This window comes from Streptomyces sp. (assembly GCF_036566765.1).
In the GTDB taxonomy this organism is placed as follows: Bacteria; Actinomycetota; Actinomycetes; order Streptomycetales; family Streptomycetaceae; genus Streptomyces.
The window spans coordinates 1-25,314 of sequence record NZ_DATCVQ010000164.1 but is presented as its reverse complement, the minus strand read 5'-3'; the positions used below and the strand labels follow the sequence as shown (position 1 = coordinate 25,314).

Annotated in this window: 20 protein-coding genes; 12 read left to right on the top strand and 8 right to left on the bottom strand. The window is 70.9% G+C overall.

Annotated features, from left to right (window positions below; all coding sequences use genetic code 11):
• Positions 1-49: 49 nt before the first annotated feature.
• Entirely contained in the window at positions 50-694 is a 645-nt protein-coding gene (locus tag VIU94_RS08775; RefSeq protein WP_331909333.1) for a superoxide dismutase, read from the top strand.
• Positions 695-831: 137 nt separating this feature from the next.
• Here VIU94_RS08775 and VIU94_RS08770 read toward each other — a convergent pair whose 3' ends face one another.
• Positions 832-1,467: a mycothiol-dependent nitroreductase Rv2466c family protein gene (locus VIU94_RS08770; RefSeq protein ID WP_331909331.1), complete on the bottom strand. Its 636-nt coding sequence runs from the start codon at positions 1,465-1,467 to the stop codon at positions 832-834.
• Positions 1,468-1,601: 134 nt separating this feature from the next.
• Between VIU94_RS08770 and pepN (VIU94_RS08765) the strand changes: the two genes are divergently transcribed.
• Complete coding sequence (pepN, locus tag VIU94_RS08765) at positions 1,602-4,148, top strand: aminopeptidase N (protein ID WP_331909329.1); 2,547 nt, start codon at positions 1,602-1,604, stop codon at positions 4,146-4,148.
• Between the two features lie 144 nt (positions 4,149-4,292).
• Positions 4,293-5,147 (top strand): hypothetical protein, encoded by an 855-nt coding sequence (locus VIU94_RS08760; protein ID WP_331909327.1) that lies wholly within the window; start codon positions 4,293-4,295, stop codon positions 5,145-5,147.
• Between the two features lie 4 nt (positions 5,148-5,151).
• Here the strand turns inward: VIU94_RS08760 and VIU94_RS08755 are convergent, their stop codons facing one another.
• From VIU94_RS08755 to VIU94_RS08735, 5 genes are all read right to left on the bottom strand, one after another.
• Positions 5,152-6,399 (bottom strand): serine hydrolase domain-containing protein, encoded by a 1,248-nt coding sequence (locus VIU94_RS08755; protein ID WP_331909325.1) that lies wholly within the window; start codon positions 6,397-6,399, stop codon positions 5,152-5,154.
• Between the two features lie 93 nt (positions 6,400-6,492).
• On the bottom strand, positions 6,493-6,948 hold the full coding sequence (locus VIU94_RS08750; protein ID WP_331909323.1) for an NUDIX hydrolase: 456 nt from the start codon (positions 6,946-6,948) through the stop codon (positions 6,493-6,495).
• Positions 6,949-6,974: 26 nt separating this feature from the next.
• Positions 6,975-7,583, bottom strand: a complete 609-nt coding sequence (locus VIU94_RS08745) for an HPP family protein (protein WP_331909321.1) — start codon at positions 7,581-7,583, stop codon at positions 6,975-6,977.
• Positions 7,577-8,476 carry a pyridoxamine 5'-phosphate oxidase family protein gene (locus tag VIU94_RS08740; RefSeq protein WP_414720911.1) on the bottom strand — a complete coding sequence of 300 codons (900 nt, stop codon included), beginning with the start codon at positions 8,474-8,476 and terminating at the stop codon, positions 7,577-7,579. Before VIU94_RS08740 ends, VIU94_RS08745 begins: the two co-directional genes overlap by 7 nt.
• Positions 8,477-8,679: 203 nt before the next feature.
• A complete protein-coding gene (locus VIU94_RS08735) occupies positions 8,680-9,135 on the bottom strand; it encodes a VOC family protein (RefSeq protein ID WP_331909319.1) in 456 nt (151 codons plus the stop codon).
• Between the two features lie 130 nt (positions 9,136-9,265).
• On the opposite strand from VIU94_RS08735, the gene VIU94_RS08730 reads away from it, so the two are divergent.
• The 3 genes from VIU94_RS08730 to VIU94_RS08720 all read left to right on the top strand — a co-directional run bounded on the left by VIU94_RS08730 (position 9,266) and on the right by VIU94_RS08720 (position 14,484).
• Positions 9,266-9,808, top strand: coding sequence for a CGNR zinc finger domain-containing protein (locus VIU94_RS08730; RefSeq protein WP_331909317.1), 543 nt, complete (start codon positions 9,266-9,268; stop codon positions 9,806-9,808).
• A gap of 191 nt (positions 9,809-9,999) precedes the next feature.
• Positions 10,000-13,317, top strand: coding sequence for a S8 family serine peptidase (locus VIU94_RS08725; RefSeq protein ID WP_331909315.1), 3,318 nt, complete (start codon positions 10,000-10,002; stop codon positions 13,315-13,317).
• Between the two features lie 147 nt (positions 13,318-13,464).
• Entirely contained in the window at positions 13,465-14,484 is a 1,020-nt protein-coding gene (locus tag VIU94_RS08720) for an aspartate-semialdehyde dehydrogenase (RefSeq protein ID WP_331909313.1), read from the top strand.
• On the opposite strand, the gene VIU94_RS08715 is transcribed toward VIU94_RS08720, so the two are convergent.
• On the bottom strand, positions 14,471-14,968 hold the full coding sequence (locus VIU94_RS08715; RefSeq protein WP_331909311.1) for a DUF1203 domain-containing protein: 498 nt from the start codon (positions 14,966-14,968) through the stop codon (positions 14,471-14,473). The two genes, VIU94_RS08720 and VIU94_RS08715, sit on opposite strands and share 14 nt — an antisense overlap.
• A gap of 89 nt (positions 14,969-15,057) precedes the next feature.
• Between VIU94_RS08715 and VIU94_RS08710 the strand changes: the two genes are divergently transcribed.
• From VIU94_RS08710 to VIU94_RS08695, 4 genes are all read left to right on the top strand, one after another.
• The gene (locus VIU94_RS08710; RefSeq protein WP_331909309.1) at positions 15,058-16,335 is read left to right on the top strand and encodes a TerD family protein; all 1,278 of its coding nucleotides are present in this window, start codon (positions 15,058-15,060) and stop codon (positions 16,333-16,335) included.
• Between the two features lie 52 nt (positions 16,336-16,387).
• The gene (gene pepN, locus VIU94_RS08705; protein ID WP_331909307.1) at positions 16,388-18,937 is read left to right on the top strand and encodes an aminopeptidase N; all 2,550 of its coding nucleotides are present in this window, start codon (positions 16,388-16,390) and stop codon (positions 18,935-18,937) included.
• 89 nt (positions 18,938-19,026) lie between these two features.
• Positions 19,027-19,464 carry a hypothetical protein gene (locus VIU94_RS08700; RefSeq protein ID WP_331909305.1) on the top strand — a complete coding sequence of 146 codons (438 nt, stop codon included), beginning with the start codon at positions 19,027-19,029 and terminating at the stop codon, positions 19,462-19,464.
• Positions 19,465-19,876: 412 nt separating this feature from the next.
• The gene (locus VIU94_RS08695; RefSeq protein ID WP_331909303.1) at positions 19,877-20,413 is read left to right on the top strand and encodes a hypothetical protein; all 537 of its coding nucleotides are present in this window, start codon (positions 19,877-19,879) and stop codon (positions 20,411-20,413) included.
• A gap of 65 nt (positions 20,414-20,478) precedes the next feature.
• On the opposite strand, the gene VIU94_RS08690 is transcribed toward VIU94_RS08695, so the two are convergent.
• Positions 20,479-22,755 (bottom strand): Hsp70 family protein, encoded by a 2,277-nt coding sequence (locus VIU94_RS08690; RefSeq protein WP_331909301.1) that lies wholly within the window; start codon positions 22,753-22,755, stop codon positions 20,479-20,481.
• An 83-nt stretch (positions 22,756-22,838) separates the two neighbouring features.
• Here VIU94_RS08690 and VIU94_RS08685 point away from each other — a divergent pair, with 83 nt between their 5' ends.
• Positions 22,839-24,890: an NlpC/P60 family protein gene (locus VIU94_RS08685; RefSeq protein WP_331909299.1), complete on the top strand. Its 2,052-nt coding sequence runs from the start codon at positions 22,839-22,841 to the stop codon at positions 24,888-24,890.
• Between the two features lie 110 nt (positions 24,891-25,000).
• Positions 25,001-25,314: AAA family ATPase (locus tag VIU94_RS08680; RefSeq protein ID WP_331909297.1), on the top strand; the 314-nt coding region annotated here is incomplete at its 3' end.

Below are 25,314 nucleotides of genomic sequence, written 5' to 3'. Positions count from 1 at the left end.
CTAATCTGCACTTGCATAAGATGTGCAATAAGCAGTGGGAGGGCTCGGCATGGCGATCTACACACTTCCGGAGCTTCCGTACGACTACGCGGCGCTGGAGCCGGTGATCAATCCGCAGATCATCGAGCTGCACCACGACAAGCACCACGCGGCGTACGTCAAGGGCGCGAACGACACCCTGGAACAGCTGGAGGAGGCCCGCGACAAGGAGCAGTGGGGAGCGATCAACGGCCTGGAGAAGAACCTGGCTTTCCACCTGTCCGGCCACGTCCTGCACAGCATCTACTGGAACAACATGGACAGTCCGAAGGACGGCGGCGGCGGCGAGCCGCTGGCCGCCGACGGGGTCGGCGAGCTCGCCGACGCGATCAGCGAGTCGTTCGGCTCGTTCGCCAAGTTCAAGACCCAGCTGACCAAGGCCTCCGCGACCACCCAGGGCTCCGGCTGGGGCGTCCTCGCGTACGAGCCCATCAGCGGCCGGCTGATCGTCGAGCAGGTCTACGACCACCAGGGCAACGTCGGCCAGGGCTCGGTCCCGATCCTGGTCTTCGACGCCTGGGAGCACGCCTTCTATCTGCAGTACAAGAACCAAAAAGTGGACTTCATCGAGGCCATGTGGCAGGTCGTCAACTGGCAGGACGTGCACCAGCGCTACCAGGCGGCCAAGGCCAGCGTCCCGCTCATCAGCATCTGAAGAACGTCCTGCTCGTGATCGTCTTCTCAACCTTCACCGGGCAGGCGGCAAAGAGGACGGCCCCCGCGATGACTGGGGGCACCCCCAAAGGCAGCTTTGGGGGAGAATCGCGGGGGCCGTCTGCATGCGGAGCCGGACTACTCGAAGCTCGGCGCCGACGTCCGCGTGCGCTTGATCTCGTAGAAGCCGGGCGTCGAGGCCACCAGGAGCGTGCCGTCCCACAGTCGCGCCGCCGACTCGCCGCGCGGGGTCGGGGTGACGACCGGGCCGAAGAACGCGACCTCGTCGCCGTCCGGGCCGGGCACCGCGATGACCGGGGTGCCGACGTCCTGGCCGACCTTGTCGATGCCCTCCTTGTGGGAGGCGCGCAGCAGGGTGTCGTACACGTCCTGGTCCGCGTACTCGGCGAGCTCGACCGGCAGGCCGACCTCCTCCAGGGCGCCGACTATGGTCTCCTTCGTCGGAGCCTCGCCGTTGTTGTGGAAGCGGGTGCCGAGCGCCGTGTAGAGCTTGCCGACGTACTCGTCGCCGTGCAGCTCCTTGGCCGCCGTCACCACGCGGACCGGGCCCCAGGCCTTGTTGGCGAGCAGGTCGCGGTACTGCTCCGGCACCTCGTCCAGCTTGTCCTCGTTGAGGACTGCCAGGCTCATCACCTTCCACCGCACGTCCACCGGGCGGACCTGCTCCACCTCGAGCATCCAGCGGGAGGTCATCCAGGCCCACGGGCACAGCGGGTCGAACCAGAAGTCGGCGATGGTCCTGCTCTCGGACATGTCACTCCTCTTGAATGAATGCGTAAGTGCCACCGGGGGCAACGTCACCTCCTGGCGGGCGCATTCCCGGAGTGTCGGGCGTCAGCCGCACATGGCAGGATCGCTGCTGACCAACGAGCCACGAAGGAGTGACCGTGCCCGGTGAGAATCTGTCCCGCGACGAGGCCCGTGAGCGGGCCGAGCTGCTGTCCGTCGACGGGTACGAGGTCGCCCTCGACCTGCGCTCGGCGGTCGGAGAGTCCGGGGAAGGGGTGCGCACCTTCCGCTCGGTGACGACGATCCGCTTCCGGCGGACCGGGACCGGCTCGGCCACCTTCGTCGACCTGGTCGCCCCCGCCGTCACCTCGGTCACCCTCAACGGGCGGTCGCTCGACCCGGCGACGGTCTTCGACGGGGCGCGGATCGCGCTGGACGGGCTCGCGGACGAGAACGTGCTGGTGGTGGACGCGCAGTGCGCGTACAGCCGGACCGGCGAGGGCCTGCACCGCTTCGTCGACCCGGAGGACGGCGAGGTCTACCTCTACACGCAGTACGAGCCGGCCGACGCCCGCCGGGTGTACGCGAACTTCGAGCAGCCCGACCTGAAGGCCCCGTACCGCTTCGAGGTGACCGCGCCCGAGGGCTGGACGGTCTGGTCGAACGGCGTGGGCGAGCAGGGCCCGGACGGGGTGTGGCGGTTCGCGGAGACCGCGCCGATCTCGACGTACATCACGTGTGTGGTGGCCGGTCCGTACCACTACGTCACGGACACGTACAAGCGCGGGGACCTCGAGATCCCGCTCGGCGCGATGTGCCGCAAGGGCCTCGCCAAGCACTTCGACGCGGACGACGTCTTCCTGATCACCAAGCAGGGCTTCGACTTCTTCCACGACAACTTCGACTACCCGTACCCCTTCGGGAAGTACGACCAGGCCTTCGTCCCCGAGTACAACCTCGGCGCGATGGAGAACCCGGGCATGGTGACCTTCCGCGAGGAGTACATCTACCGGGGCAAGGTCACGCAGGCGGCGTACGAGCGCCGGGCGAACGTCATCCTGCACGAGATGGCGCACATGTGGTTCGGCGACCTGGTCACCATGGTCTGGTGGGACGACCTGTGGCTGAAGGAGTCCTTCGCGGACTTCATGGGCTCGTTCTCGCTGGCCGAGGCGACCCGCTTCACCAACAGCTGGGTCACCTTCGCCAACAACCGCAAGTCGTGGGCGTACCGGGCCGACCAGCTGCCGTCCACCCACCCGATCACGGCCGACATCCGTGACCTGGAGGACGCCAAGCTCAACTTCGACGGCATCACGTACGCCAAGGGCGCGTCGGTGCTGAAGCAGCTGGTGGCGTACGCGGGCAGGGACGCGTTCCTGGAGGGCGCGCGGCGCTACTTCAAGCGGCACGCGTACGGGAACACCCGCCTCGCGGACCTGCTGACCGTCCTGGAGGAGACCTCCGGCCGGGACATGAAGGCCTGGGCGAAGTCCTGGCTGCAGACCTCCGGGGTCAACGCGCTGACGCCGGTCGTCACGTACGACGCGGAGGACCGGATCACCGAGCTGGCCGTCGTCCAGGACGGCGATGAGCTGCGGCCGCACCGGGCGGCGGTGGGTCTCTACCGGCTGAATCCGGCGGGCGAGCTGGTGCGGTACGCGCGGGCAGAGGCGGACATCACGGGCGCGCGGACGGTCGTCACCGAGCTGGCCGGCGCGGAGAAGCCGGACCTGGTCCTGGTCAACGACGACGACCTCACGTACTGCAAGATCCGCTTCGACGAGGGCTCGCTGGCCACCCTGCGGGCGCACCTCGGCGACATCACCGACCCCCTGGCGCGGGCGCTGTGCTGGTCGGCGCTGTGGAACCTGACGCGGGACGCGCTCATGCCGGCCCGGGACTTCGTCGCGATCGCGCTGGACTTCGCCGGCCGCGAGACCGACATCGGCGTGCTCCAGATGGTGCACGCCTGGGCGCAGTCGGCGCTCACCCACTACGCGGCCCCCGCCTGGCGCGAGGAGGGCGGCCGGCTGCTCGCCGAGGGCGGGCTGCGCGAACTGCGGCTCGCCGCACCGGGCAGCGAGCAGCAGCTGACCTGGGCGCGGTTCTTCGCCGCGACCGCCGAGTCGGACGCCGACTTCCAGCTCGTGGAGGGGCTGCTCGACGGCACCGCGAAGATCGACGGTCTCGACGTCGACCAGGAGTTGCGCTGGGCGCTGCTCGGCCCGCTGGCCGCGCACGGCCGGGCGGACGAGGAGCGGATCGCCGCCGAGCTGTCCCGCGACGACACGGCGACGGGCAAGCGGCACTCGGTGCGCTGCCTGGCGGCGCGGCCGTCCGAGGCGGTCAAGGCGCAGGCGTGGGCGACGGTCGTGGAGTCCGACGCGCTGTCGAACGCGCTGGTGGAGGCCACGATCGCGGGCTTCGTGCAGTCCTCGCAGCGGCAGCTGATCGCGCCGTACGCGGCGAAGTACTTCGAGGTGATCGAGCGGGTCTGGGCGGACCGGTCGATCCAGATCGGCATGGACGTGGTCCGCGGCCTGTACCCGGGGCTGCAGGACTCCCCGGAGACGCTCGCGGCGACGGACGACTGGCTCGCCGCGCACGCCTCGGCGGCCCCGGCGCTGCGCCGGCTCGTCCTGGAGGCGCGCGACGACCTGGCCCGCGCGCTGCGGGCGCAGGCCTGCGACGGAGCGGCCTAGGCCGTGTGGAGGGCGCGGCGTCACTCGAACGGCGTCGCGCCCTTCGGTCGTCGAACGCGCGTACTTTAGGGCAGGCTTGTCCCTGAATGTCGACGAGTGTGTAACAGCGGTTAATTGGGGTTCGGACGGCGGAAGACCCCCGGCATGAACCACAACACCCCCATCTCCCCCCGCCCGCTTCCCCGTTCCGGCGACGACCGGCTCCGGGAGGCTCTCCATCACGCGCGCCGCCGCGGGTCCGTTCCGGAGCAGGGCCCCGAGGCGATGATCACCGGTCTCGCCGCGCTCGCCCTGCACCGCTTCGCCTCCGCTCCCCCGCCCGCCATGGTCGACCGGATCGACGTCCTGGTCCCGCGCATCCGCCGGCTGCGGTCCACCGGGCAGGTCCGGGTGGTGCGCGAGGCGGAGCCGCCCGAGCCGGTGCAGATCGACGGGATGCCGGTCGCGCCGGTCTCCCGGGCGCTCGCCGACGCGGTCGACACTCTCACCGACGCCGGGGTCGTACGCCGGTTGCTCACCGAGGCGGTGCGCGGCGGGCACTGCGAACCGGGTGCGGTGGTACGGGAGTTGAACCGGGCGCGGCTGCTGTCCCGGCCGCACGTCGTGGACGCGGTGGACTCGCTGCTCGCCGAGGGCCGGGCGATCGCGGAGGACCGGCTGTACGAGATGGTGCGGTCCTTCGCGCTGCCCGACCCCCTGTGGAACGTGGACCTGCGGCTGGCCGGCGGCCCGCACCTCGGCGGCCTCGACGCGTACTGGCCGGACCAGGCGGTCGCCGTGGAGCTCGACACGCGCTCGCCGCGGCAGGACGACGACGCGCTGTGGTCCGAGTACACCCGCAAGCGGGAGGTCCTGGAGCGGCTCGGCATCACCGTCGTCCACATCACCCCGCGCAAGCTGCGGGACGCGATGGAGCAGCAGGCGACCGTGGTCCGTACGGCGCTGATGGCCGCGACGGACCGCGACCCGGCCGCCTACGTCGTCGTCCTGCCGCGCTGAACGGCTACCGGAGCGTCGCCCGAGACGCCGCTGCCGGGGCCTGCTCGGGGGTCTTCGCGGAGGGCTTCGCGAGGCTCTTCGCAGGGAGCTTGCCGCAGAACTCGGCCTCCAGGACCGCCTCGGCGTCGCCCGTCCAGTCGGCGTTCAGGTTGAGCGCGACGGAGTGCTCGCCGTCCCGGGTGACCTGGGCCTGGGACGAGGAGCCGTGGATGCCGCCGCCGTGGCCCCAGACCTCCTTGCCGCAGCTGAGCTTCTGCCGGGACAGCCCGAGGCCGTAGCTGTAGTCGGGGAAGTCCGGTGAGACCGGGACGGTCGTGGTCATTTCCTTCAGTTCCGCGGGCGGCAGCAGCCGGCCCTTGAGCAGGGCGCGGTAGAAGGTCTGCAGGTCGTTGGAGTCGGAGATCATCTCGCCCGCCGCGCCGGCGAGGCTGGGGTTGAGCTCGGTGACGTCGTGGACCGGGGCGTTCGGGTCCCGGGAGAGCGTGGAGTACGCCCGGCCGCTGGGCTTCGGCATGGCCGGGGACGTGCCGGGGACACTGGTGGCGCGCAGCTTGAGCGGCTTGAGGATGCGCCGCTCGACCGCCTTGCCGTACGGACGGCCGGTGACCTTCTCGACGACCATGCCGGCCAGGACGAAGTTGGTGTTGGAGTAGTTCCAGGACGTGCCGGGTTCGAAGTCCGGCTTGTGGGTCATGGCTATCGCGACGAGCTGCTCGGGCGTCCAGGTGTCGTAGCGGTGCGTGAAGAAACCGGGGCCGAAGACCTTCGCCACGAAGTCGGCGTCCTCGGTGTAGCTGTTGATGCCGCTGGTGTGGTTGAGAAGCTGACGGACGGTGATCTTCCGCCCGTCGTGGCCGTTGCCGCGCACGACGCCGGGCAGATGCTTCTCCACCGGGTCGTCGAGGTCGAGCCGGCCCTCGGCCTGGAGCTGGAGCAGAACGGTGGAGACGAAGGTCTTGGTGATGGACCCGACCCGGAAGCGCTGGTTGCCCCTGCGCTCGCCGGCCGTGCCGGTCCACGAGGCGCGGCCGACACGGGCCTGCGCCACCGCGCCGGGCACCCCGGCGGCGACCTGCGCCTCCAGGGCCTGCTGCGTCGCGGTGTGGTCGGGCCGGGCGGCCCGGTCGGCGTCCCGCTCGGCGGCGAGGGCCGAAGCGGGCGCGAGGGCGGTGGCGGTGAGGGCGGCGACGACCGTCGCCGCCGCGAGCGCCGTGCGGACCGGGCGGACCGGGCGGACCGTGCGTACGGACATGTGCGAGCTCCCCTGCTCGTCGACTGTGTGGTCGTGGAGCAGGACTCCGCCGGGTTGTGCGGCGTTGAGCCGTGCGGTGGGGTTGAGCGGCTTTCAGCCGTTCCGCACGAGCCTGCCGAGCGGGGGCCGCTCGCGCCACAACGCGAGGCCCGTGTCGACGAGTTCCACGCGGTCGAGCCCGGCGACCTCGTCGAGCGGGAACCAGGCGGCGAGGTCGGTGGAGCCGCCGATCTCGTTGCGCAGTTCGCCGCCGGTGAGCCGGCATTCGTAGACGATGCGCACGCCCTGCCAGTCGGCGGCCGCGCCGAATCGGCGCGACCAGCGGCGGCGTATGGTGTCGACGCCGAGCAGCCGGGTCGCCTCGACGAGATGGCCGGTTTCCTCCTCCACCTCGCGCACCACGGTGTCGAGCAGGTCCTCGCCGTGATCCATGCCGCCGCCGGGCAGCGTCCACTGCTTGACCCCGTCCCCCGCCACCCAGCGGGCCAGCAGGATCTGGTCGTCGCGTACACACACGGCGTAGGCCGCCACCCTCAACTCCTGAACCATGGAGCGAGATTAGGGGGTGGGCGCCGTCACCAGTAGGCCGGATAGCCGCGGCCGGTGAGGCGCGCGCCCAGGACGCCCGCCGCCACCAGGACGGCGCAGGCCAGGGCGAGCAGGCCGGTGAAGGTCCAGAACGGCGGGCCCTGGAGCGCGACGATCACCGCGGTGGCGGCGGCCGGCGAGTGCGGGGTGCGGGCCAGCATCATCACCCCGAGGGCCAGACCGCCCGCGACCGCCGCGCTCCACAGGCCGGGGCCGGCGACGGCGAGCACGGCGAAGCCGGTGAGCGCGGAGAGGAGCTGACCGCCGACGACCGAGCGGGGCTGGGAGAGCGGCAGGTCGGGCGCGCCGGCCACGAGCGCCATGCTGGCGGCGAGCGGCGGGATGAGCAGCGGGTGGTGGACCACGCCGCCGAGGCCGACGAGGCAGAGCAACGCGAGCGTGCTCAGGGCCGTGGCGGCGAGGATCGTACGGGGGCGGGGGCGCGGGGGGCCGGCGGCGGCGATGCGGGAGATCCGGGCGAGCCGGCTGGGGCGGGGTATGGCCGCCTCGGGTGCGGGGGCCCCCGCCTGGGCGTCTGCGGGGGCGTCCGCCTGGACGTCTGCGGGGGCCTCCGCCTCGGCCGTCTGCGTCACCATTGCGCTCCTTCGTCCAGGGGAGGGTTGGCCGGCGAGTAGTCGGGCGCCGACCAGCGCAGCGGACTCGCCCCCTCCGTTTCGACAATTTGTTGAATTCTAAGGTAAGTGGCCCGGCCCTCCGGACCGAACTCGGTACGGGCGGCGCCCGAGACCTGGAGCGTGTCGCCGGTGCTCCAGTCGAGGAAGAGCAGCCCCGCGCGGCCGTCGGCCTCCAGATTGCCGAGGGTCAGGAACATCGAGTTGCCCGGATAGTCCAGCCAGCTCAGCTCGGTCGGCGAGACGACCCGGACGAATCCGGGAAAGCCGCCGCGGTGGCTGGCGTCGACGCCGTCCGGCGCGGAGGTGGCGACGAAGAAGGTGTCGGCGGCGCGGACGAACCGCTCCTGGTCGGGGCTGAGGGCCCGGCCGCGCCGCGCGGCACCGGCACGGGCGCCGGGCTCGGCCCCGTACAGCTCGCGCTTCTGGAGGTACTTCGGGCAGTTGGCGAAGACCTGCTCGGCCTCTACGGCGAGGCCGCGGTGACTGGGGAGGGCGGTGCCGTTGAGGCGCATGCGGCGGCGGGTGCGGGGGTCCAGGGCGAGGGTGCCGATGGGGGTGGCGGTGTCGAAGGCGGCTTCCAGGGGGTCGCCGGGTGGGACGCCGCCGGCGATGGAGATGCGGGTGGGGCCGGTGGCTTTGACGAAGCCGGGGGCGCCGGTGAGGAGGGAGCTCCAGACGTGGCCGTCTTGGGCTGCGGCGCCCAGCACCAGCATCGGCTGGAGCTCCAGGAAGGCGGCGGCGACCGGTTTGATGCCGGCGCCTATGGAGCGGCCTACGTGGTCGGCGAGGTCGCGGACCCCGACCCGCGCCTGGACGGCCAGGGAGCCGGGGTTGTACGCGTCCACGGTGTTCATGGGGTCCCTTTCGTCTGCGGGTCCGGGGGGTCGGGGTGCGGGGGGCGGGGGGGCGGGGTACGGGCCCTTGGCGCGGTGAGCGCGTTCGTGCGCCGTGCCCACCCGTTCCGCCCTGCGGAACGACCGCGCACAGCAGGGTGGGACGGGCGGGGTGCCCGCGGCTGGCGGAGCGGGTGCGGCCGAGGGCGGAGCCCCGGCCTTCTTTAGAAGAAGCCGCAGGTCGGGGCTGAGTCGTTCGGGGTGGGGGCTTCTTCCGCGCCTGTCGGGGCGTAGATCTCCAGGCGGGTGCCGTCGGGGTCGTGGAAGAAGATGCCGCCCGAGGACGCGCCCTCGCGGTGGGCGACCACGCCCTCGTACGCGAAGGAGACGTCGCGGGCCTTCAGGGCCGCCTCGGCGTCGCGGACGCGGTCGATCGACTCGGCCTCGAAGGCCAGGTGGTGCAGCCCCGCGCGGGTCGCGTCGTACGCGGCCTCCGCCTGCTGCCACAGCGTGACGACGAGCGTGCCGCCCTGGCCCAGGAAGGCGTAGCGCCGGCCCTCCTCCTTGCCCTCGCCGAGCACCTCGAAGCCGAGGACGTCGCCGTAGAAGCCGAGCGAGCGCTCCAGGTCGGTGACATTGATCCCGATGTGCCCCGTGCGCAGCGTGCCGATCGCAGACATGACTGTCCCCTCGGTGCGTGGCCAACCCCCTCCGGGCTAACCTCTTAATTCGACTTTAGAGGTTAGATCGCAGAATGTGCAACCGGTCACGTACGCTTCAGGGGTTAGCAATGGCAGCAAGGAGTCCGCCGTGACCGTCTCCGACCCCCGCCCGCTCACCGGCGAGCCCGTCTCCCTGGACCTGCTCAACACCCGGTGGATGCAGGAGGGCGTGCGGCAGGACCTGCTCGCCGACCCGGCCGGCCTGGCGATCTGGCTCGCGGCCAACGGGCTCGACGACCGCTTCGCCGCCGACGCCACGACGCTCCGGCACACCCTGGCGGCCCGCGACGCGCTGAACGGGCTGGTCGAGCGGCCCGGCGACCCCGCCGCCACCGAGCGCCTCGACGCGGTCCTCGGCCACGGCCGGATCCGCGCCACGCTCACCGTCGACGGCCCGGGCGAGCAGCCCGAGTTCCGCGACCCCGCCTGGGGACCCGCCTGGACCGCCGCCCGCGACTACCTGGACCTGCTGCGCACCGCGCCGGACCGGATCCGCGCCTGTGCGCACGAGGCGTGCATCCTGCACTTCTTCGACACCTCGCGGAACGGCACGCGTCGGTGGTGCTCGATGGCCGTCTGCGGCAACCGGGCCAAGGCCTCGCGCCACTACGCCCGTACAAAGGACAACTAACAATCACCTAGTGAATCGCCCCGATTGAGGGCGATTTCTCTCCTGTGGCGTATGTCCCCGCGTGGCGGATGTACGCCACTCGCACATCCCGCCCCTCGACAACTCTCCACAAACCCCTGTCATTTGCGATTGGCTGAGCGGTCATCCGGTACCGAAATCCGGACCCTCTTCTTTCACAAACAGGGATGTAAATGACCACCCCCGAATCGCAGAGCTCCATACCCGGACGCTCGACCCCCGGGCACAGACGGGCCGTCCGCGTCGCCGCGGCCGCCGGACTGGTGACCGCGCTGATCGCGGCCGGCGCCGCTCCGGTCGTGGCCGCCGCCGACCCGGCGACCACTCCCCCGGTCAAGTCCTCCGACTCCGCCGACAAGCTCGGCGCCACCGACGCCCAGCGCCTCAACGAGGCCGAGGCCACCGGCGAGAAGAACGTCACGATCCTCGTCGCCACCGCGCCCGGCGCCACCGAGCAGGTCGCAGGCCAGCTCGACGCCGTCGCCGGCGGCTCCGTCGGCAAGCAGGACGACAAGCTCGGCTACGTCCGCGCCACCCTGCCGACGGCCAAGGCGGACGCCGCCATCAAGTCGGCTGCCAAGCTCTCCTCCGTCCAGTCGATCGACCTCCAGGCCGAGATCGTCCTGGACGACCCGACGCCGGACGCGGGCGTCAAGGGCTCCGCCCCGGGCGCCACCGCGACCACGTCGCCGGCGCCGGGCAAGGACACCCCGGCGAAGAACCCGTACAACCCGTCGCACGAGACCGGCGCGGTCGAGTTCGTCCAGGACCACCCCAAGGCCGACGGCCGCGGCGTGACCATCGGCATCCTCGACTCCGGCGTCGACCTCGGACACCCGGCGCTGCAGAAGACCACCACCGGCGAGCGCAAGATCGTCGACTGGGTCACCGCCACCGACCCGCTGACCGAGGGCGACGCCACCTGGCGCGCGCAGATCACCCCGGTCACCGGCCCGGAGTTCACCGCCTCCTCGCAGTCCTGGAAGGCGCCTGAGGGCTCCTACCAGTTCAGCCGCTTCAACGAGGCGATCACCGCGGGCGGCGACCCGGCCGGTGACATCAACCGCGACGGCGACACGGCCGACCTGTTCGGCATGCTGTACGACCCGGCCGCCGGCACCGTCCGCGTCGACACCGACCAGAACAACGACTTCACGGACAACGCGCCGATGAAGCCGTACAAGGACGGGAACCAGGTCGGCTACTTCGGTGCCGACAACCCGGCCACCGAGGTCGTCGAGAAGACGCCGTTCGTCGTCGAGATCCGCAAGGACGTGGCGATGGACCCGCTCGGCGGGACCTGGGTCGGCAAGAAGGCCGACTTCGTCAACATCGGCATCGTCGAGTCCTCGCACGGCACCCACGTCGCCGGCATCACCGCCGCCAAGGGCCTCTTCGGCGGCAGGATGAACGGCGCGGCCCCGGGCGCGAAGATCGTCTCCTCGCGCGCCTGCACCTGGACCGGCGGCTGCACCAACACCGCCCTCATGGAGGGCATGACGGACCTCGTCGTCAACCGCGGCGTCGACATCGTCAACATGTCGATCGGCGGCCTGCCCGCGCAGAACGACGGCGACAACGTGCGCGCCCGGCTCTACACCCGGCTGATCGACGAGCACGGCGTCCAGCTGGTCATCTCGGCCGGCAACTCCGGCCCGGGCATCAACACGATCGGCGACCCCGGCCTGGCCGACAAGGTCCTCTCGGTCGGCGCGGCCATCTCCCAGGCCACCTGGGCGGCCAACTACGGCTCGGCCGTGGAGAAGAAGTACGCCATGTTCCCCTTCTCCTCGCGCGGCCCGCGTGAGGACGGCGGCTTCACCCCGACCATCACCGGTCCCGGCTCGGCCGTGAACACCATCCCGACCTGGCAGGCCGGCTCCGGCGTGCCCGAGGCGGGCTACACCCTGCCCGCCGGCTACGGGATGCTCAACGGCACCTCGATGTCCTCCCCGCAGGTCGCGGGCGCGAGCGCGCTGCTGCTCTCCGCCGCGAAGCAGAAGGGCATCGCGCTCTCCCCGCTCACCCTGCGCACCGCGCTCACCTCGACCGCCCAGCGGATCCCGGGTGTCGCCGCGCACGAGCAGGGCTCCGGCCTGATCGACATCAACGAGGCCTGGGACTCCATCCAGGACGGCGCGACCGCCCACGACTACAAGGTCGAGGCCCCGGTCGACACGGTCATCTTCCCGGCCCCGCACACCGGCACCGGCGTGTACGACCGCGAGGGCGGCCTGAAGGTCGGCCAGAAGAAGACGTACGACGTCACGATCACCCGGACCTCCGGCCCGGCGTACGGCGTGCGGCACGAGCTCAACTGGAAGTACAACGACGGCACCTTCAAGGCGGCCACCGCGTACGACTACATCACGCTGCCGCTGAACAAGCCGGTCACCGTCAAGGTCCAGGCGAAGCCCCAGTCGGCCGGCGTGCACAGCGCCATCCTGGAGCTGGACGACGAGCGCACCGAGGGCGTCGACAAGCAGATCCTGTCGACCGTCGTCGTGGCGAGCCAGCTGACCGCGCCCGGTTACGCGTACTCCGCGTCCGGCTCGGTGCAGCGCAACAGCCACAAGTCGTACTTCGTGAAGGTGCCCGCGGGCGCCAAGTCCCTGGAGGTCGCCCTCGGCGGCCTGAAGGAGCAGAGCCAGACCCGGTTCATCTCGATCCACCCGTACGGCGTGGCCATCGAGTCGACCGCGTCCACCGCGTGCTACCCGCACTACAACCCGGCCAACACCTGCCGTCCGGACCTGCGTTCGTACGCCAACCCCACGCCGGGCGTCTGGGAGATCGAGGTCGAGGCGCGCCGCACCTCGCCCGACCTGGACAACCCGTACAAGCTGGACGTCTCGGTGCTCGGCGCCGACTTCGACCCGGCCGTGCAGACCGTCGCCTCGGCGAAGGTCGGCGTCCCGGCCGCCGTCGAGTGGACGGTGACGAACAAGTTCGCCGGTCTCGAGGGCAAGCTCAAGGGCGGCTCGCTGGGCTCGGCCAAGGTCGAGACCCCGACCATCCAGCACCACGAGCAGCAGACGAAGACCGTCACCGTCGGTGAGGGCGTCGAGCGCCTCGACGTCTCCATCGGCAACACCTCCGACAAGGCCGCCGACCTCGACCTGACCGTTCTGCTGAACGGCAAGCAGGTCGGCCAGTCGGCGGACGGCGACTCGGAGGAGTCCGTCTCGCTGGTGAAGCCCGCCGCGGGCACGTACACCATCGTGATCGACGGCTACTCGGTGCAGGCGACGGGAGGCACGACCTACGACTACAAGGACGTGTACTTCTCCGCCGCGCTCGGCAGCGTCCAGGTCGACGCGTCGAAGTCCTACCCGCTGGCCAACGGCGCGAGCGCCAAGGTCGGCGCCGAGGTCCTGGTCGCGGCCGCCGCGCCCGCGGGCCGGCAGTTCTTCGGCGAGGTCCAGCTGCTGAACGCGCGCGGCACCGCCGCGGGCGCCGGCAGCGTGGTGATCGGCGAGGTCACTCCGTAGCACCGGCAGGTGAGTGAGGGGGCGGGCGCCGAAACCGGCGCCCGCCCTTTTCGCGTCCCGACCCTTGGACAATGGATTGGACAAGCCGCCCCGGGTGATACGCATCATGGATCGGCAGCACCTGCACAAACGTACGGAGGAGTCCCCGTGAAGGTCGGAATCGTCGGAGCCACCGGTCAGGTCGGCACAGTCATGCGCAAGATCCTGGCCGAGCGCAACTTCCCCGTCGCCGAGCTGCGGCTCTTCGCCTCCGCCCGCTCCGCCGGCACCGTCCTGGACGGCGTCACGGTCGAGGACGCCTCCACCGCCGACTACACCGGCCTGGACATCGTGCTGTTCTCCGCCGGCGGCGCCACCTCCAAGGCGCTCGCCGAGAAGGTCGCCTCCCAGGGCGCGGTCGTGATCGACAACTCCTCCGCCTGGCGCCGCGACCCCGAGGTCCCGCTGGTCGTGTCCGAGGTCAACCCGCACGCGATCAAGGACCGCCCGAAGGGCATCATCGCCAACCCGAACTGCACCACGATGGCCGCGATGCCCGTCCTCAAGCCGCTCCACCAGGAGGCCGGGCTGACCGCGCTGGTCGCCACGACGTACCAGGCCGTGTCCGGCTCGGGCGTGGCCGGCGTCGCCGAGCTGCGCACCCAGGCGTGCGCCGTCGCCGAGCAGGCCGACCAGCTGGCGTTCGACGGCGAGGCCGTGGCCTTCCCCGAGCCCGCCGTGTACCGCCGCCCGATCGCCTTCAACGTGGTCCCGCTGGCCGGCAACCTGGTCGACGACGGCACGCACGAGACCGACGAGGAGCAGAAGCTCCGCAACGAGTCCCGCAAGATCCTGGAGATCCCGGAGCTCAAGGTCTCCGGCACCTGCGTGCGCGTCCCGGTCTTCTCCGGCCACTCGCTCCAGGTCAACGCCCGCTTCGAGCGCCCGATCAGCGTGGAGCGCGCGTACGAGATCCTGAAGGACGCCGAGGGCGTCGAGCTCTCCGAGATCCCGACCCCCCTCCAGGCGGCCGGCAAGGACGTCTCCTACGTGGGCCGCATCCGCGTCGACGAGACGGTCGACAACGGCCTCGCCCTCTTCCTCTCCAACGACAACCTCCGCAAGGGCGCGGCCCTGAACGCGGTGCAGATCGCGGAGCTGGTGGCGCAGGAGCTCAAGGGCGCCTGACCTCGAACTGGAAGCAGCCGTACTCGACGGCCCTGACGTGGACCAGGGCGACGGTCGGGTCGGCGAAGGCTTCCGTGAGCGCCTCGTCGAAGGCCTCGCCGGCCGTCTCCGGGATCTCCAGGAGGCGGCCGCCGGCGATTCGGCCGTGCGCGTCGTAGCGGCGCAGGGTCCGCAGGACGCCGGGGCGGGCGAAGGGGTACTCCTCCGAGGCCGCCGGGCCCCCGCACTCCTCGGCGTGCACGAAGACCGGGCCCTGCTCGTCGTACGCGCCCGGCTCGGCGCCGGTGTCCGCGGCCCAGCGGCGCAGCGGGGCGTACGAGACGAGGGCGATCCGCTCCCCGGGCTCGGCAGGGCGCAGGCAGCAGCGCAGCGGCTCACCGCCCTCCGTCGCGGTGAACGGGACACAGGGGCGGCCGGCGTCGTCGGTGACGCGGAGCGCGGCGAGGGCGGCGGGCTCGACGGCCCGGGCGGTGTACGAGGTCATGGCCCCAGCGTCACGGAGCGGGGCGGTCGGCACCGGCGGAATTCGGACAACGCGTTCGACGCGGGGGCGGTCGGTGACAGGATCCGACCATGACCCAGATACCGAAGGGCGCGAACGTCCCGCTGCCCACGCAGGCGCTTCAGGTGGCGGTGGCCTGGCAGAGCGTGGCCGGGGCGCCGGACGTAGACGTGTCGGCGCTGCTGCTCGACGCGGGCGGGCGGGTGCGCGGGGACGCGGACCTGGTGTTCTACAACCACGCGACCCACCCCTCGGGCGCCGTGCGGCATCTGGGCAAGTCGGCCCCGGCCTCCCCGGGCGCGGTGGTCGCGGACTGGCTGTGGCTGGATCTCGCGCGGATCGAGCCGGAGGTGGAGCGGGTCGTGGTGGCCGCCTCGGCGGACGGCGGGCCGTTCGGGCGGGTGCCCGGTCTCGACGTGCGGGTGACGGACCCGCAGGGCGCGCCGGTGGCGTACTTCGCCATCGGGGACGCGACGACGGAGACCGCGTTCGTCTTCGGCGAGTTCTACCGCAGGACCGGCGGCTGGAAGTTCCGCGCCGTGGGGCAGGGGTACGCCTCGGGCCTGGCCGGCCTGGCGACGGACTTCGGCATCGTGGTCGAGGCCCCGCCGGCCCCGATCCCGGGCCCGGGGTACGTCCCACCGCCGGTGGCGTACCCACACCCGACCGCGCCGGCTCCGGCCGCGTACCGGCCGACGGCCCCGGCGCCCCCGGCCGCGTACCAGCCGGCGCCGGTCACACCCGCCGCCTACCAGCCCCCCGCCGCGTACCAGCCCCCGCCCGACCCCTTCTCCTCCTCCTTCCGCCCCTTCGTGGCTCAAGGCCGCGGCAAGGAGACCGTGCACTGCGACCCCGCCATCCCGCCCGGCTGGGCGCTCCTGGAGATCGAGGCGCACAACTCCATCTCCACCACCATCGAGTCCCGCGACGCCTACGGCCGCGCCGAGGAGTTCCTGCTCATGGCGTACGAGGACGACGTGCACGCACGGACCGTCGCGCTGGTCCCCAAGGGCCGGCCGCTGAGCCTGCGCGTGGCGGCCGACACCCCCTGGACCCTGCGGGTCCTGCCGCTCACGCACGCGCGCCGCTTCGACGGGCACATCGAGGGCCACGCCCACGATCTGGTGATCTACGAGGGGCCGGCCGGCGTCCTGGACTTCTTCCACGGCGGCGAGTCGAACTTCACCGTCCACCAGCACCGCCCGCCCACGTACCCGGAGTACGACGACGAGGATCAGGACCTGCTGGTCAACGAGATCGGCGAGACCCGGGTGAGCGCCCCGGTGCCCGGTCCGGGCCTGCTCCGGATCAGCGGCGACGGCCCTTGGAAATGCGCGGTGCGCCGCTGACACACCCCGTGGAAGGATGGGCCAAACGTCACGAAACCGAGGAGTTGACCGGGTGCCTGGCACAAACCTGACCCGTGAAGAGGCGCAGCAGCGGGCGAAGCTGCTGACCGTGGACGCGTACGAGGTCGAACTGGACCTCTCCGGTGCGCAGGAGGGCGGCACCTACCGGTCCGTCACCACCGTCCGCTTCGAGTCCGCCGAGGACGGCGCGCAGACCTTCATCGACCTCGTCGCGCCCGCCGTGCACGAGGCCGTCCTGAACGGTGAGCCGCTCGACGTCGCCGCCGTGTTCCGGGACTCGCGGATCGCGCTGCCGCACCTGAAGGCCGGCCGCAACGAGCTGAAGGTCGTCGCGGACTGCGCGTACACCAACACCGGCGAGGGACTGCACCGGTTCGTCGACCCGGTCGACGACCAGGCGTACCTGTACACGCAGTTCGAGGTCCCGGACGCGCGCCGGGTGTTCGCCTCCTTCGAGCAGCCGGATCTGAAGGCGACCTTCCAGTTCACCGTGAAGGCCCCGGCCGGCTGGACCGTGATCTCCAACAGCCCCACCCCGGAGCCCAAGGACGACCTCTGGGTCTTCGAGCCGACGCCGCGCCTGTCGACGTACGTCACCGCGCTGATCGTCGGCCCGTACCACGCGGTGCACTCGACGTACGAGAAGGACGGCCGGACCGTCCCGCTCGGCATCTACTGCCGTCCGTCGCTCGCCGAGTTCCTGGACGCGGACCACATCTTCGACGTCACCCGCCAGGGCTTCGACTGGTTCCAGGAGAAGTTCGCGTACGACTACCCCTTCGCCAAGTACGACCAGCTGTTCGTGCCGGAGTTCAACGCGGGCGCGATGGAGAACGCGGGCGCGGTGACCATCCGCGACCAGTACGTCTTCCGCTCGAAGGTGACGGACGCGGCGTACGAGCGCCGGGCCGAGACCATCCTGCACGAGCTCGCGCACATGTGGTTCGGCGACCTGGTCACGATGACCTGGTGGGACGACCTGTGGCTGAACGAGTCCTTCGCCGAGTGGGCCAGCCACTGGGCCCAGGCGGTCGCGACGACGAAGTATCCCGATGCCTGGACCACCTTCTGCAACGCGCGGAAGAACTGGGCCTACCGGCAGGACCAGCTGCCCTCGACGCACCCGATCGCCGCGGACATGGTCGACTTCCACGCGGTCGAGGTGAACTTCGACGGCATCACCTACGCCAAGGGCGCGTCCACCCTGCGCCAGCTGGTCGCGTTCGTCGGCGAGGACACCTTCGTCAGCGCACTGAAGGAGTACTTCGCCGATCACGCGTTCGGCAACACCGAGCTGACCGACCTGCTGAAGCCGCTGGAGAAGGCGTCCGGGCGCGACCTGGACGACTGGACCGAGCGCTGGCTGCGGACCGCCGGGGTGAACACCCTGCGGACCGACTTCAGCGTCGACGACGCCGGTGCGTTCACCGACTTCGCGATCGAGCAGACCGCGGCCCCGGCCTTCCCGACGCTGCGGCCGCACCGGCTCGCGGTCGGCCTGTACCGCAAGACCGACGACGGCCTGGTCCGGACCGAGCGGTTCGAGGTGGACGTCGACGGTCCGCGCACCGAGCTCGCCGAACTGGTCGGCGCGAGCCAGCCCGACCTGGTGCTGCTGAACGACGACGACCTCACCTACGCCAAGATCCGGCTGGACGAGCGGTCCCGCGAGACCCTGGTCGACTCGATCGACCAGCTGAAGGACTCGCTGGCCCGGGCGCTGGCCTGGGGCGCGGCCTGGGACATGACCCGCGACGCCGAGATGCCCGCCAGCCAGTACGTCGGAATCGTGCTGAAGGGCATCCGGGCCGAGACCGACCTGACCGCGGTCCGCGCGCTGCTCGGGCAGGTCACCTCCGCGATCAACAGCTACGCGGCGCCGGAGAAACGCGCCGAGCTGCGCGCGTCGTACGAGCGGACCCTGGCCGAACTGCTCGCCGACGCCGAGTCGGCCAGCGACCACCAACTCGCCTTCGCCCGGGCCTACATCGCCGGCGTCTTCTCCGACAGGGGCGCGGACCGGCTGGCCGGCTGGCTCGACGGCAACGACCTGCCGCCAGGCCTGGTGGTCGACACCGACCTGCGCTGGACGCTGATCGTGGCGCTGGCGCGGCTGGGCCGGGTCGACGCGGACGCGATCGAGGACGAGCTCACCCACGACACCACCATCACCGGGCAGGAGCGGGCCGCCCAGGCGCGCGCGGCCCGGCCGACCGCCGAGGCGAAGGCCGATGCCTGGCGGATCGCGGTGGAGTCCGAGGACACCCCGAACGAGACGCAGTTCCGCACGATCCTGGGCTTCCAGCAGCCGGGCCAGGAGGAGCTGCTCCGCCCGTACGTCAGCAAGTACCTGAGCGCGGCCAAGGACGTCTACACCCGGCTCGGGTCCTCGATGGGCGAGAACGTCCTCGTCTACCTGTCCCCGCGCAACCTGCCCGAGGCCGCCACCCTGGAGGCGCTGACCGGCTGGCTCGACACCGAGGCCGAGTCGGTCGACGCCCCGACCCTCCGGTACGTCGGGGAGGCGCGCGCCGATCTCGAGCGGGCCCTGGAGGCTCAGCGGCGCGACGCGGTCGGCTGATGGGTTCGGATCCCTCGTTAGCGGGCCGGGCCGCGGTGGCGCTGACGGGACTGGCCGAGGCCTATCGACCTCGGCCGGTCACTCCGTTGATGCCGTGGCGGTTCCCCGGCCGGTTGGTGAAGCCGTACGTGATCACCGCACGAGGACGATCCTGGGACGACCAGATGGTGGGGCTGGCGCGGGTCGCCGCCGCCCGCCAGCTGGAGTTCGACGACGCGATGGGCGCGCTCGGCCTGGCCGTGGTGATCCTGCACCTCGGTGACGACGGGATCTACCTGGTCGTGCAGAGCTGGGCGAAGGACTTCCAGTCGCGGCTGAGCATCTTCAGCGGGATGGATGTGGACGATCTCCGCCCGGCGCCGATCGGCGTCGCGCCGTGCGTCTGGGAGCTGGAGGTGCTCAGCCACGAGCGCGCGGCGTACGTGAACCACATCCTGAACGCCGAGGTCGACGTCGAGTCCTGGCTCGACGACTGTCTCGACACCCGGCCGACGCCGCGAACGGACGGCATTCCGTCCGGAACCTAGCCCGGCCGGCACCTGATACGGCCGGCACCTGATTCGGCCGGCCTGATTCGGAGCGTGTCGTCGCGAATGCCCGCAGTGATATCAAACGGCTGCTCGGCAGCGGATAGTCGCTGAGCGCCTCCGGTGCGCAATCAGTTGTTTCCACAAGGGATTCCCGTCACCTGAAGAGTGCTCACTTTATTGCCGGATCGGCTTATGCTGACCGCGAATATCCGCTCAGAGGACTTTGGGGAGGGCCTTTGTCGTGACACCGGTTGATCACCCGAGAGCACCCAACCGAGCCTCGCACGCAGGCCAGCCCGAGCACAGTCCCGCGGGACGCGCGGAGGGTCGTGCGGCTGCCCGGGCGGCGCGGAAGAAATCGAAGAGGTCCCACAGCGCGGTCGGAGCCGCGATCGTCGCGGGTGCCGCGATGGTCGCGACTTTTGCGTTCATCATCACCAACGGCACGTCCACGTCCCCACCGGCCGACGAGAGCCAGCCACCCCTGCCCGCGGCCTCGCCCCTCGTCTCGGCGCCGCCGAAGCAGAGCGTGAAGCCGGCGCCGGCGGCCAGCACCGCCAAGGCCGACCGGAATCCGCCCGCGACCGTGAAGTCCGCGGCCCCGCCGAACACGGGCCCGGTGTCACCCGCCTTCAAGCGCGGCCAGTGGATCGCCGTCCTCGACACCTACCCGACCGACGCCGGTCTGGAGGCAGACACGCTGGCCAAGAACCTCGCGGCCAGGCTGATCGCCCAAGGCGTCCCGGCCAAGGCCTTGTGGGCGAAGGGACAGTACCCGGGGCTGGCGAGCAGCAGCGGAGTAGCAGTCAGCGATGCCTGGGTCGTCTACCTCGGCCCGAGCTCGACGTCCGAGGGTGCTCTCGACCTCTGCCTGGCACCGAAGACCCAGCAGGCCTACACGAACGCGGCCTGCCCGACCTACGAACCCGCCAGCTCACTCGGCTGATCCGTCGCACCGGATCCACCGCACCGCGGTCCGCCGTATCGGGGAGCCGCCGCGCCGGGTACACCTCAGCGGGTCGTCCAGGCCGGTGCGTTCTGGTTGCCCGGGCTGCTGGGCCAGATCGGCCTGGGGTCGCCCTTGCCGCTCGCTGCCGTGACGTAGATGCCGGTCCCGGCGTCGACGTTGCGCTTGAAGGCGATCTGATCCCCCGCCGGCGACCAGGTCGGATCCTGATCGAGCGTGCTGCCGTCGGTCACCTGGCACTGCTTGCCGCCACCTAGTTCGTTGGACCGGACCAGCCCTGCACAGGGAACAGTTCCGCGGTCCGCGTTCACCAGGACGATCGCCCATGAGCTCGCCGTGATCGCGTGCCGGTACGCGACGACTCCAGGCGCGGTCGGCGACCAGACCGGATCGGCATCGGCGCCGGACGTCAACTGGACCGGCTTGCCCTTGCCGGCCATCCCCACCACGAAGATCCCGAAGCCGGGAATCCGCTGTGCCTGGAAGGCGACCCGGGTGCCGTCCGGGGAGACAGCGGGATCGCTGACACCGACGCCTTCTCCGCCGGCGGTGAAGAGGGTGCGAAGGACCTTGCCGTCGGTGTTGACCAGGTACAACCCGGTGGTCTTGCCCGCGAAGCAGGCCAGGACGAGCTGTGTCGGGTCCTTGGCGTTCCAGGCCGGCCGGGTGACGCCATCCGCGCACTGGGTGGGTAGCTTCTGGAACAACGGCCGCGCTCCACTGCCGTCCGTCCCGGAGACCCAGGGGATGCCATTTCCCGGCGCCATCGCGTGCATGTAGATCATCGACCGCCGATCGGGCGACAGGGCGGGCCCGGAGTCGGTGCCCGGTCCGTTGCTGAGCTTGGTCCGCTTGTCGGGGTCCGTCGCATCAGCGAGATACAGCCGCTCGCCCTCCGCGGTCTTCAACGGGATGACCAGCTCGGAGGCGCTCAGTGGAACCGGCGCGACCGGCAGAACCCTCAGCGCGGGCGGTGCCGTGGCCGGAGCCGAGGTCCCCGTCGAGCTCGCCGGAGCCGAGGTGGTGGGTGGCGGCTGGCCCCCGCTCGTCGCGGCGGCACCGGAGGGATCGCCGGTGAGCAGTTGCACTCCCACCAGGGCTCCGATCGCGAGCAGTGCCAACCCCCCGGCCAGCACGGCGATGCGGCGCTTGGCCTGGGCCGACAGCGGCTGCTTGGTCGGCTTCGGGAGCACGCCGGGCGCAGTACCGGCTGCTGTGCCGTTCGTCGAGGCGACTGCTGCCAGCGGCGCGGTGGTCGCTTCGGCGACGTCCGAGAACTGCACCGCGCCCATGGCGATGTCGTGCTTGGGGTGGGTGTCCAGCGCCGTCGGCGTGGCGAAGCGGGACTGCAGCAGGTGGCTGACCAGCGGAATCCGTGAGCTACCGCCGACCAGGACGATCGCGGTCAACTGCTCAGCTGTCGTCCCGGCTGTGCGCAGAGCCCGGCCGGTCGCCTCGACGGTCTGCTCGAGCGCGGGCGCGATCAAGGTCTCCAGCTCCGCACGGGTGAGGCGCACCGACGTACTGCGGCCCGGCAGCGTCACCGGGATCGTCGTATCAACGTCGACCGACAACGCTTCCTTCGCCTCGACGCAATCGCGGCGCAGCCTGGTGAGCGCGGCCCGGCCTTCCGGGCTGTCGAGATCGAGCTGCTCCAGCGCCGGGCCGAGCGCGCCGACGACGTGCTGGAAGACGGCTTCGTCGAAGTCGACCCCACCGAGCTGCTCGATGCCTTCGGGGTTGCCGAGGATGGTGAATCCGGTACCGGTCTTCTCCAGCACACACACGTCGAAGGTGCCGCCGCCGAGGTCGTAGACGGCCACCCGATCGCCGGGTTGAAGGTGCGCCTGCGCGGCGTACTGGATGGCAGCGGCCTGCGGCTCGGGGCAGGTGACGGTGGGCCCGACGTCGGCGAGCGAGATCACCTGGTCGACCAGGTCGCGTTTGTACGCGCCCCAGTTGGCCGGGTAGGTCAGGACGATCTCGTCCGGCGCCGCGCCCCGGCGCTCGGTGGCGGTCGCGACCACCGACGCCAGCAGCCGGGCCGACAACGCCTGCGCGGAGAACGGCGTACCGGCGACCATCAGCGGGATGGGGTCACCGATCCGTCGCTTGAACTCCCGGACCACCCGGGACGGGTCGGTGGCGCCGCGGCGCTCGGCGGCTTCGCCGACCAGGAACTGGCCGTTCTCCTGCAGGTAGAGCACGGACGGGATCTGCAGCGCGCGATTGCCGAGTCCGAGCATGCTCGGCGGACCGCCGTTGCGCATCGCGGCGGCAGTGAAAGTCGTCCCCAGATCAACGCCCAGCCGATAGCCCATTCCCCACCCCGGATAGCCCCGACGGTTCACTCATCGTAGGGCAAGTACTTACACTCGAGGCAGGATCGGAACAGGGGGTTCTGATGGCCAAACTGTCGATCGGGGAGATCTACAACGCCGCTCTGTCCGCGGGGTTCACTCCGCAGCAGGCGACGACGTGGACCGCTATCGCCATGGCCGAATCGGGTGGCCGGACCGGCGCGCTCAACGATCGGGGCGAGCACTCGATGGGGCTGTGGCAGATCAATGTCGCCTCCGACGGCAGCCGCGGCACGAAGTACGGCGATCTGAACGACCCGGTGAACAACGCCAGGGCGGCGTACGACATCTCCCACCACGGCAGGGACATGCGGCCGTGGACGACCACCCACGACTCCAACAAGGGCACCGCGGCCGACTACCGCACCTACCTGGACAAGGTGGAAGCCGTCACCGGTGTGCAGGGCGACGGTCGTGGCGTGGGCGGCTATGGCTCGGAACTGCCTCCGCCCCTGCCGTCCTCGAACGAGTCGCTGCAGCCGGCCGGGATGGTTGCCCCGTCGTACGACCGGATCGATGCCGGACAGACGGTCGGGATGCAACTGGACACCGACCGCGACGGTCTGACGGATGCGTTCGAGCGGGCCGCCGGGACCGGGTTGAAGCTCGCCGACACGGACCACGACGGGCTCGCCGACGGGTACGAGATCGCCGTCAGCCATTCGAATCCGAAGCTGGCCGACAGCGACCTGGACGGCTTGTCGGACAGCACCGAGGCGACGCTCGGCAGCGATCCGCTGAAGTGGGACAGCGACAACGACGGACTGTCGGACCAGATCGAGGTGCAGTACGGATCGGATCCGCAGCACGCGGACAGCGGTGACGGGGTGATCCCCGGGATGCAGCCGGCCGGTATGACGCAGACCGTCGCCACGCAACCCGTAGTACAGACCGTTGGCACCCAGCCCGCAGTACAGACTCTGCAAGCTGCCGGTACGCCGTCGACGGGAGCCGGTGGGAACACCAAGGTGGAGCGGTTCGTCGACGAGGCGCTTGCACAGAAGGGCGATCAGTACGTCTTCGGGGTCCGCGCCAAGCTGAGCGATCCGGATCCGGAGAAATTCGACTGCTCCGAGCTGACCAAGTGGGCCGCGCACCAGGCCGGGGTGGAGATCCCGGACGGAGCGATGTACCAGTACCTGGATCTGAAGCAGCAGGACGCGCTGATCCCGGTCGACCAAGCGATGCACACCAAGGGCGCGCTGCTCTTCTACTTCTCGAACGAGCCCACTCCGGGTGGCGGCCGGCCGTCGAGGGCGCACGTCGCGATCAGCCTCGGCGACGGGCGGACGATCGAGGCCAAGGGCACGAAGTACGGCGTGGGCGAGTTCACCGCGCACAACCGGTTCAACTACGCCGGGGTGATCCCCGGGCTGGACTCGTCGCCGGCACCACCGGCGAACCCGGCGAGTACCTCGATGCCGGTCGCGACCGTCGCGGCGACCAACCACTACGACCAGATCGACCTCGGTACGGCGATGGCGGCTCCCCCGGACACCGACAAAGACGGCCTCACGGATGCCTTCGAGAAGCTCGCCGGGACCGACCCGGCCTCGGCCGACACAGACAAGGACGGGTTGCCGGACGCGTTCGAGGCGATCAAGTCGCATACCGACCCACTGGTCGCGGACACCGACAAAGACGGGCTGTCCGATCCGTTCGAGATCTCGTCGGGCAGCGATCCCGGCAAGATCCCGGGCGTCGCCGGAGTGGGCGGCCAGGGCCAGTTCGCCGAGGTGATCCGGGGCGGTGTGGTGGACACCGACCACGACGGGCTGACGGACACGTACGAGACCAAGGCGGGCCTCAACCCGAAGAGCATGGACACCGACCTCGACGGCCTGTCCGACAACACGGAACTGTCGCTGGGGACGAAGCCGACGATGCTCGACTCGGACGGCGACGGCCTCGGTGACGGGCTCGAAGTGCAGTTCGGTTCCGATCCGCTGAAGAGCGGTCTGGGCGGCGAACTCGGGGCCGGTGCGGGCGACGGTGTGGGCGGCACGGCGGCCGGCCTGGACGGCCTGGATAGCGGGGTCGGCGGAATCGATGGGCCTGATGGGCTGGGCGGGACCCCCGATGGTGCTCCACACTGAATCCTGACGTCTGTCACGCCGGGGGGCTTGCAGTGGGTTCAGTGGTGTTCAGGGAGAAGGTCCGTCGACCGGAGCCATCCGGTCTGTCCCGCGACCGCTTGGAACGTCCGTTGCTCGACGAATCGGGACCAAGCGTCTGTCTGCTGCTGGCACCGGCCGGCTCGGGCAAGACGACCCTGCTCGGGCAGGTGGCCGCTACCCCGCTCCGGCCGACTGCCTGGTACCGGGCCAGACCAGAAGACCGATCCGAGGACGCGCTCGTCCAGCACGTGACCGAAGCTCTGTCGGTGGTGCTGCCGAACGCGCTGGCTCCTTCCACCACGGTCGACCAGCTCATCGTCGCCACCGAGAGCGGGGTGCCTTCGCCGGCCCAGCTGATCGTCGACGACGTCCACGAGTTGGCCGGCAGCCCGGCCGAAGCAGC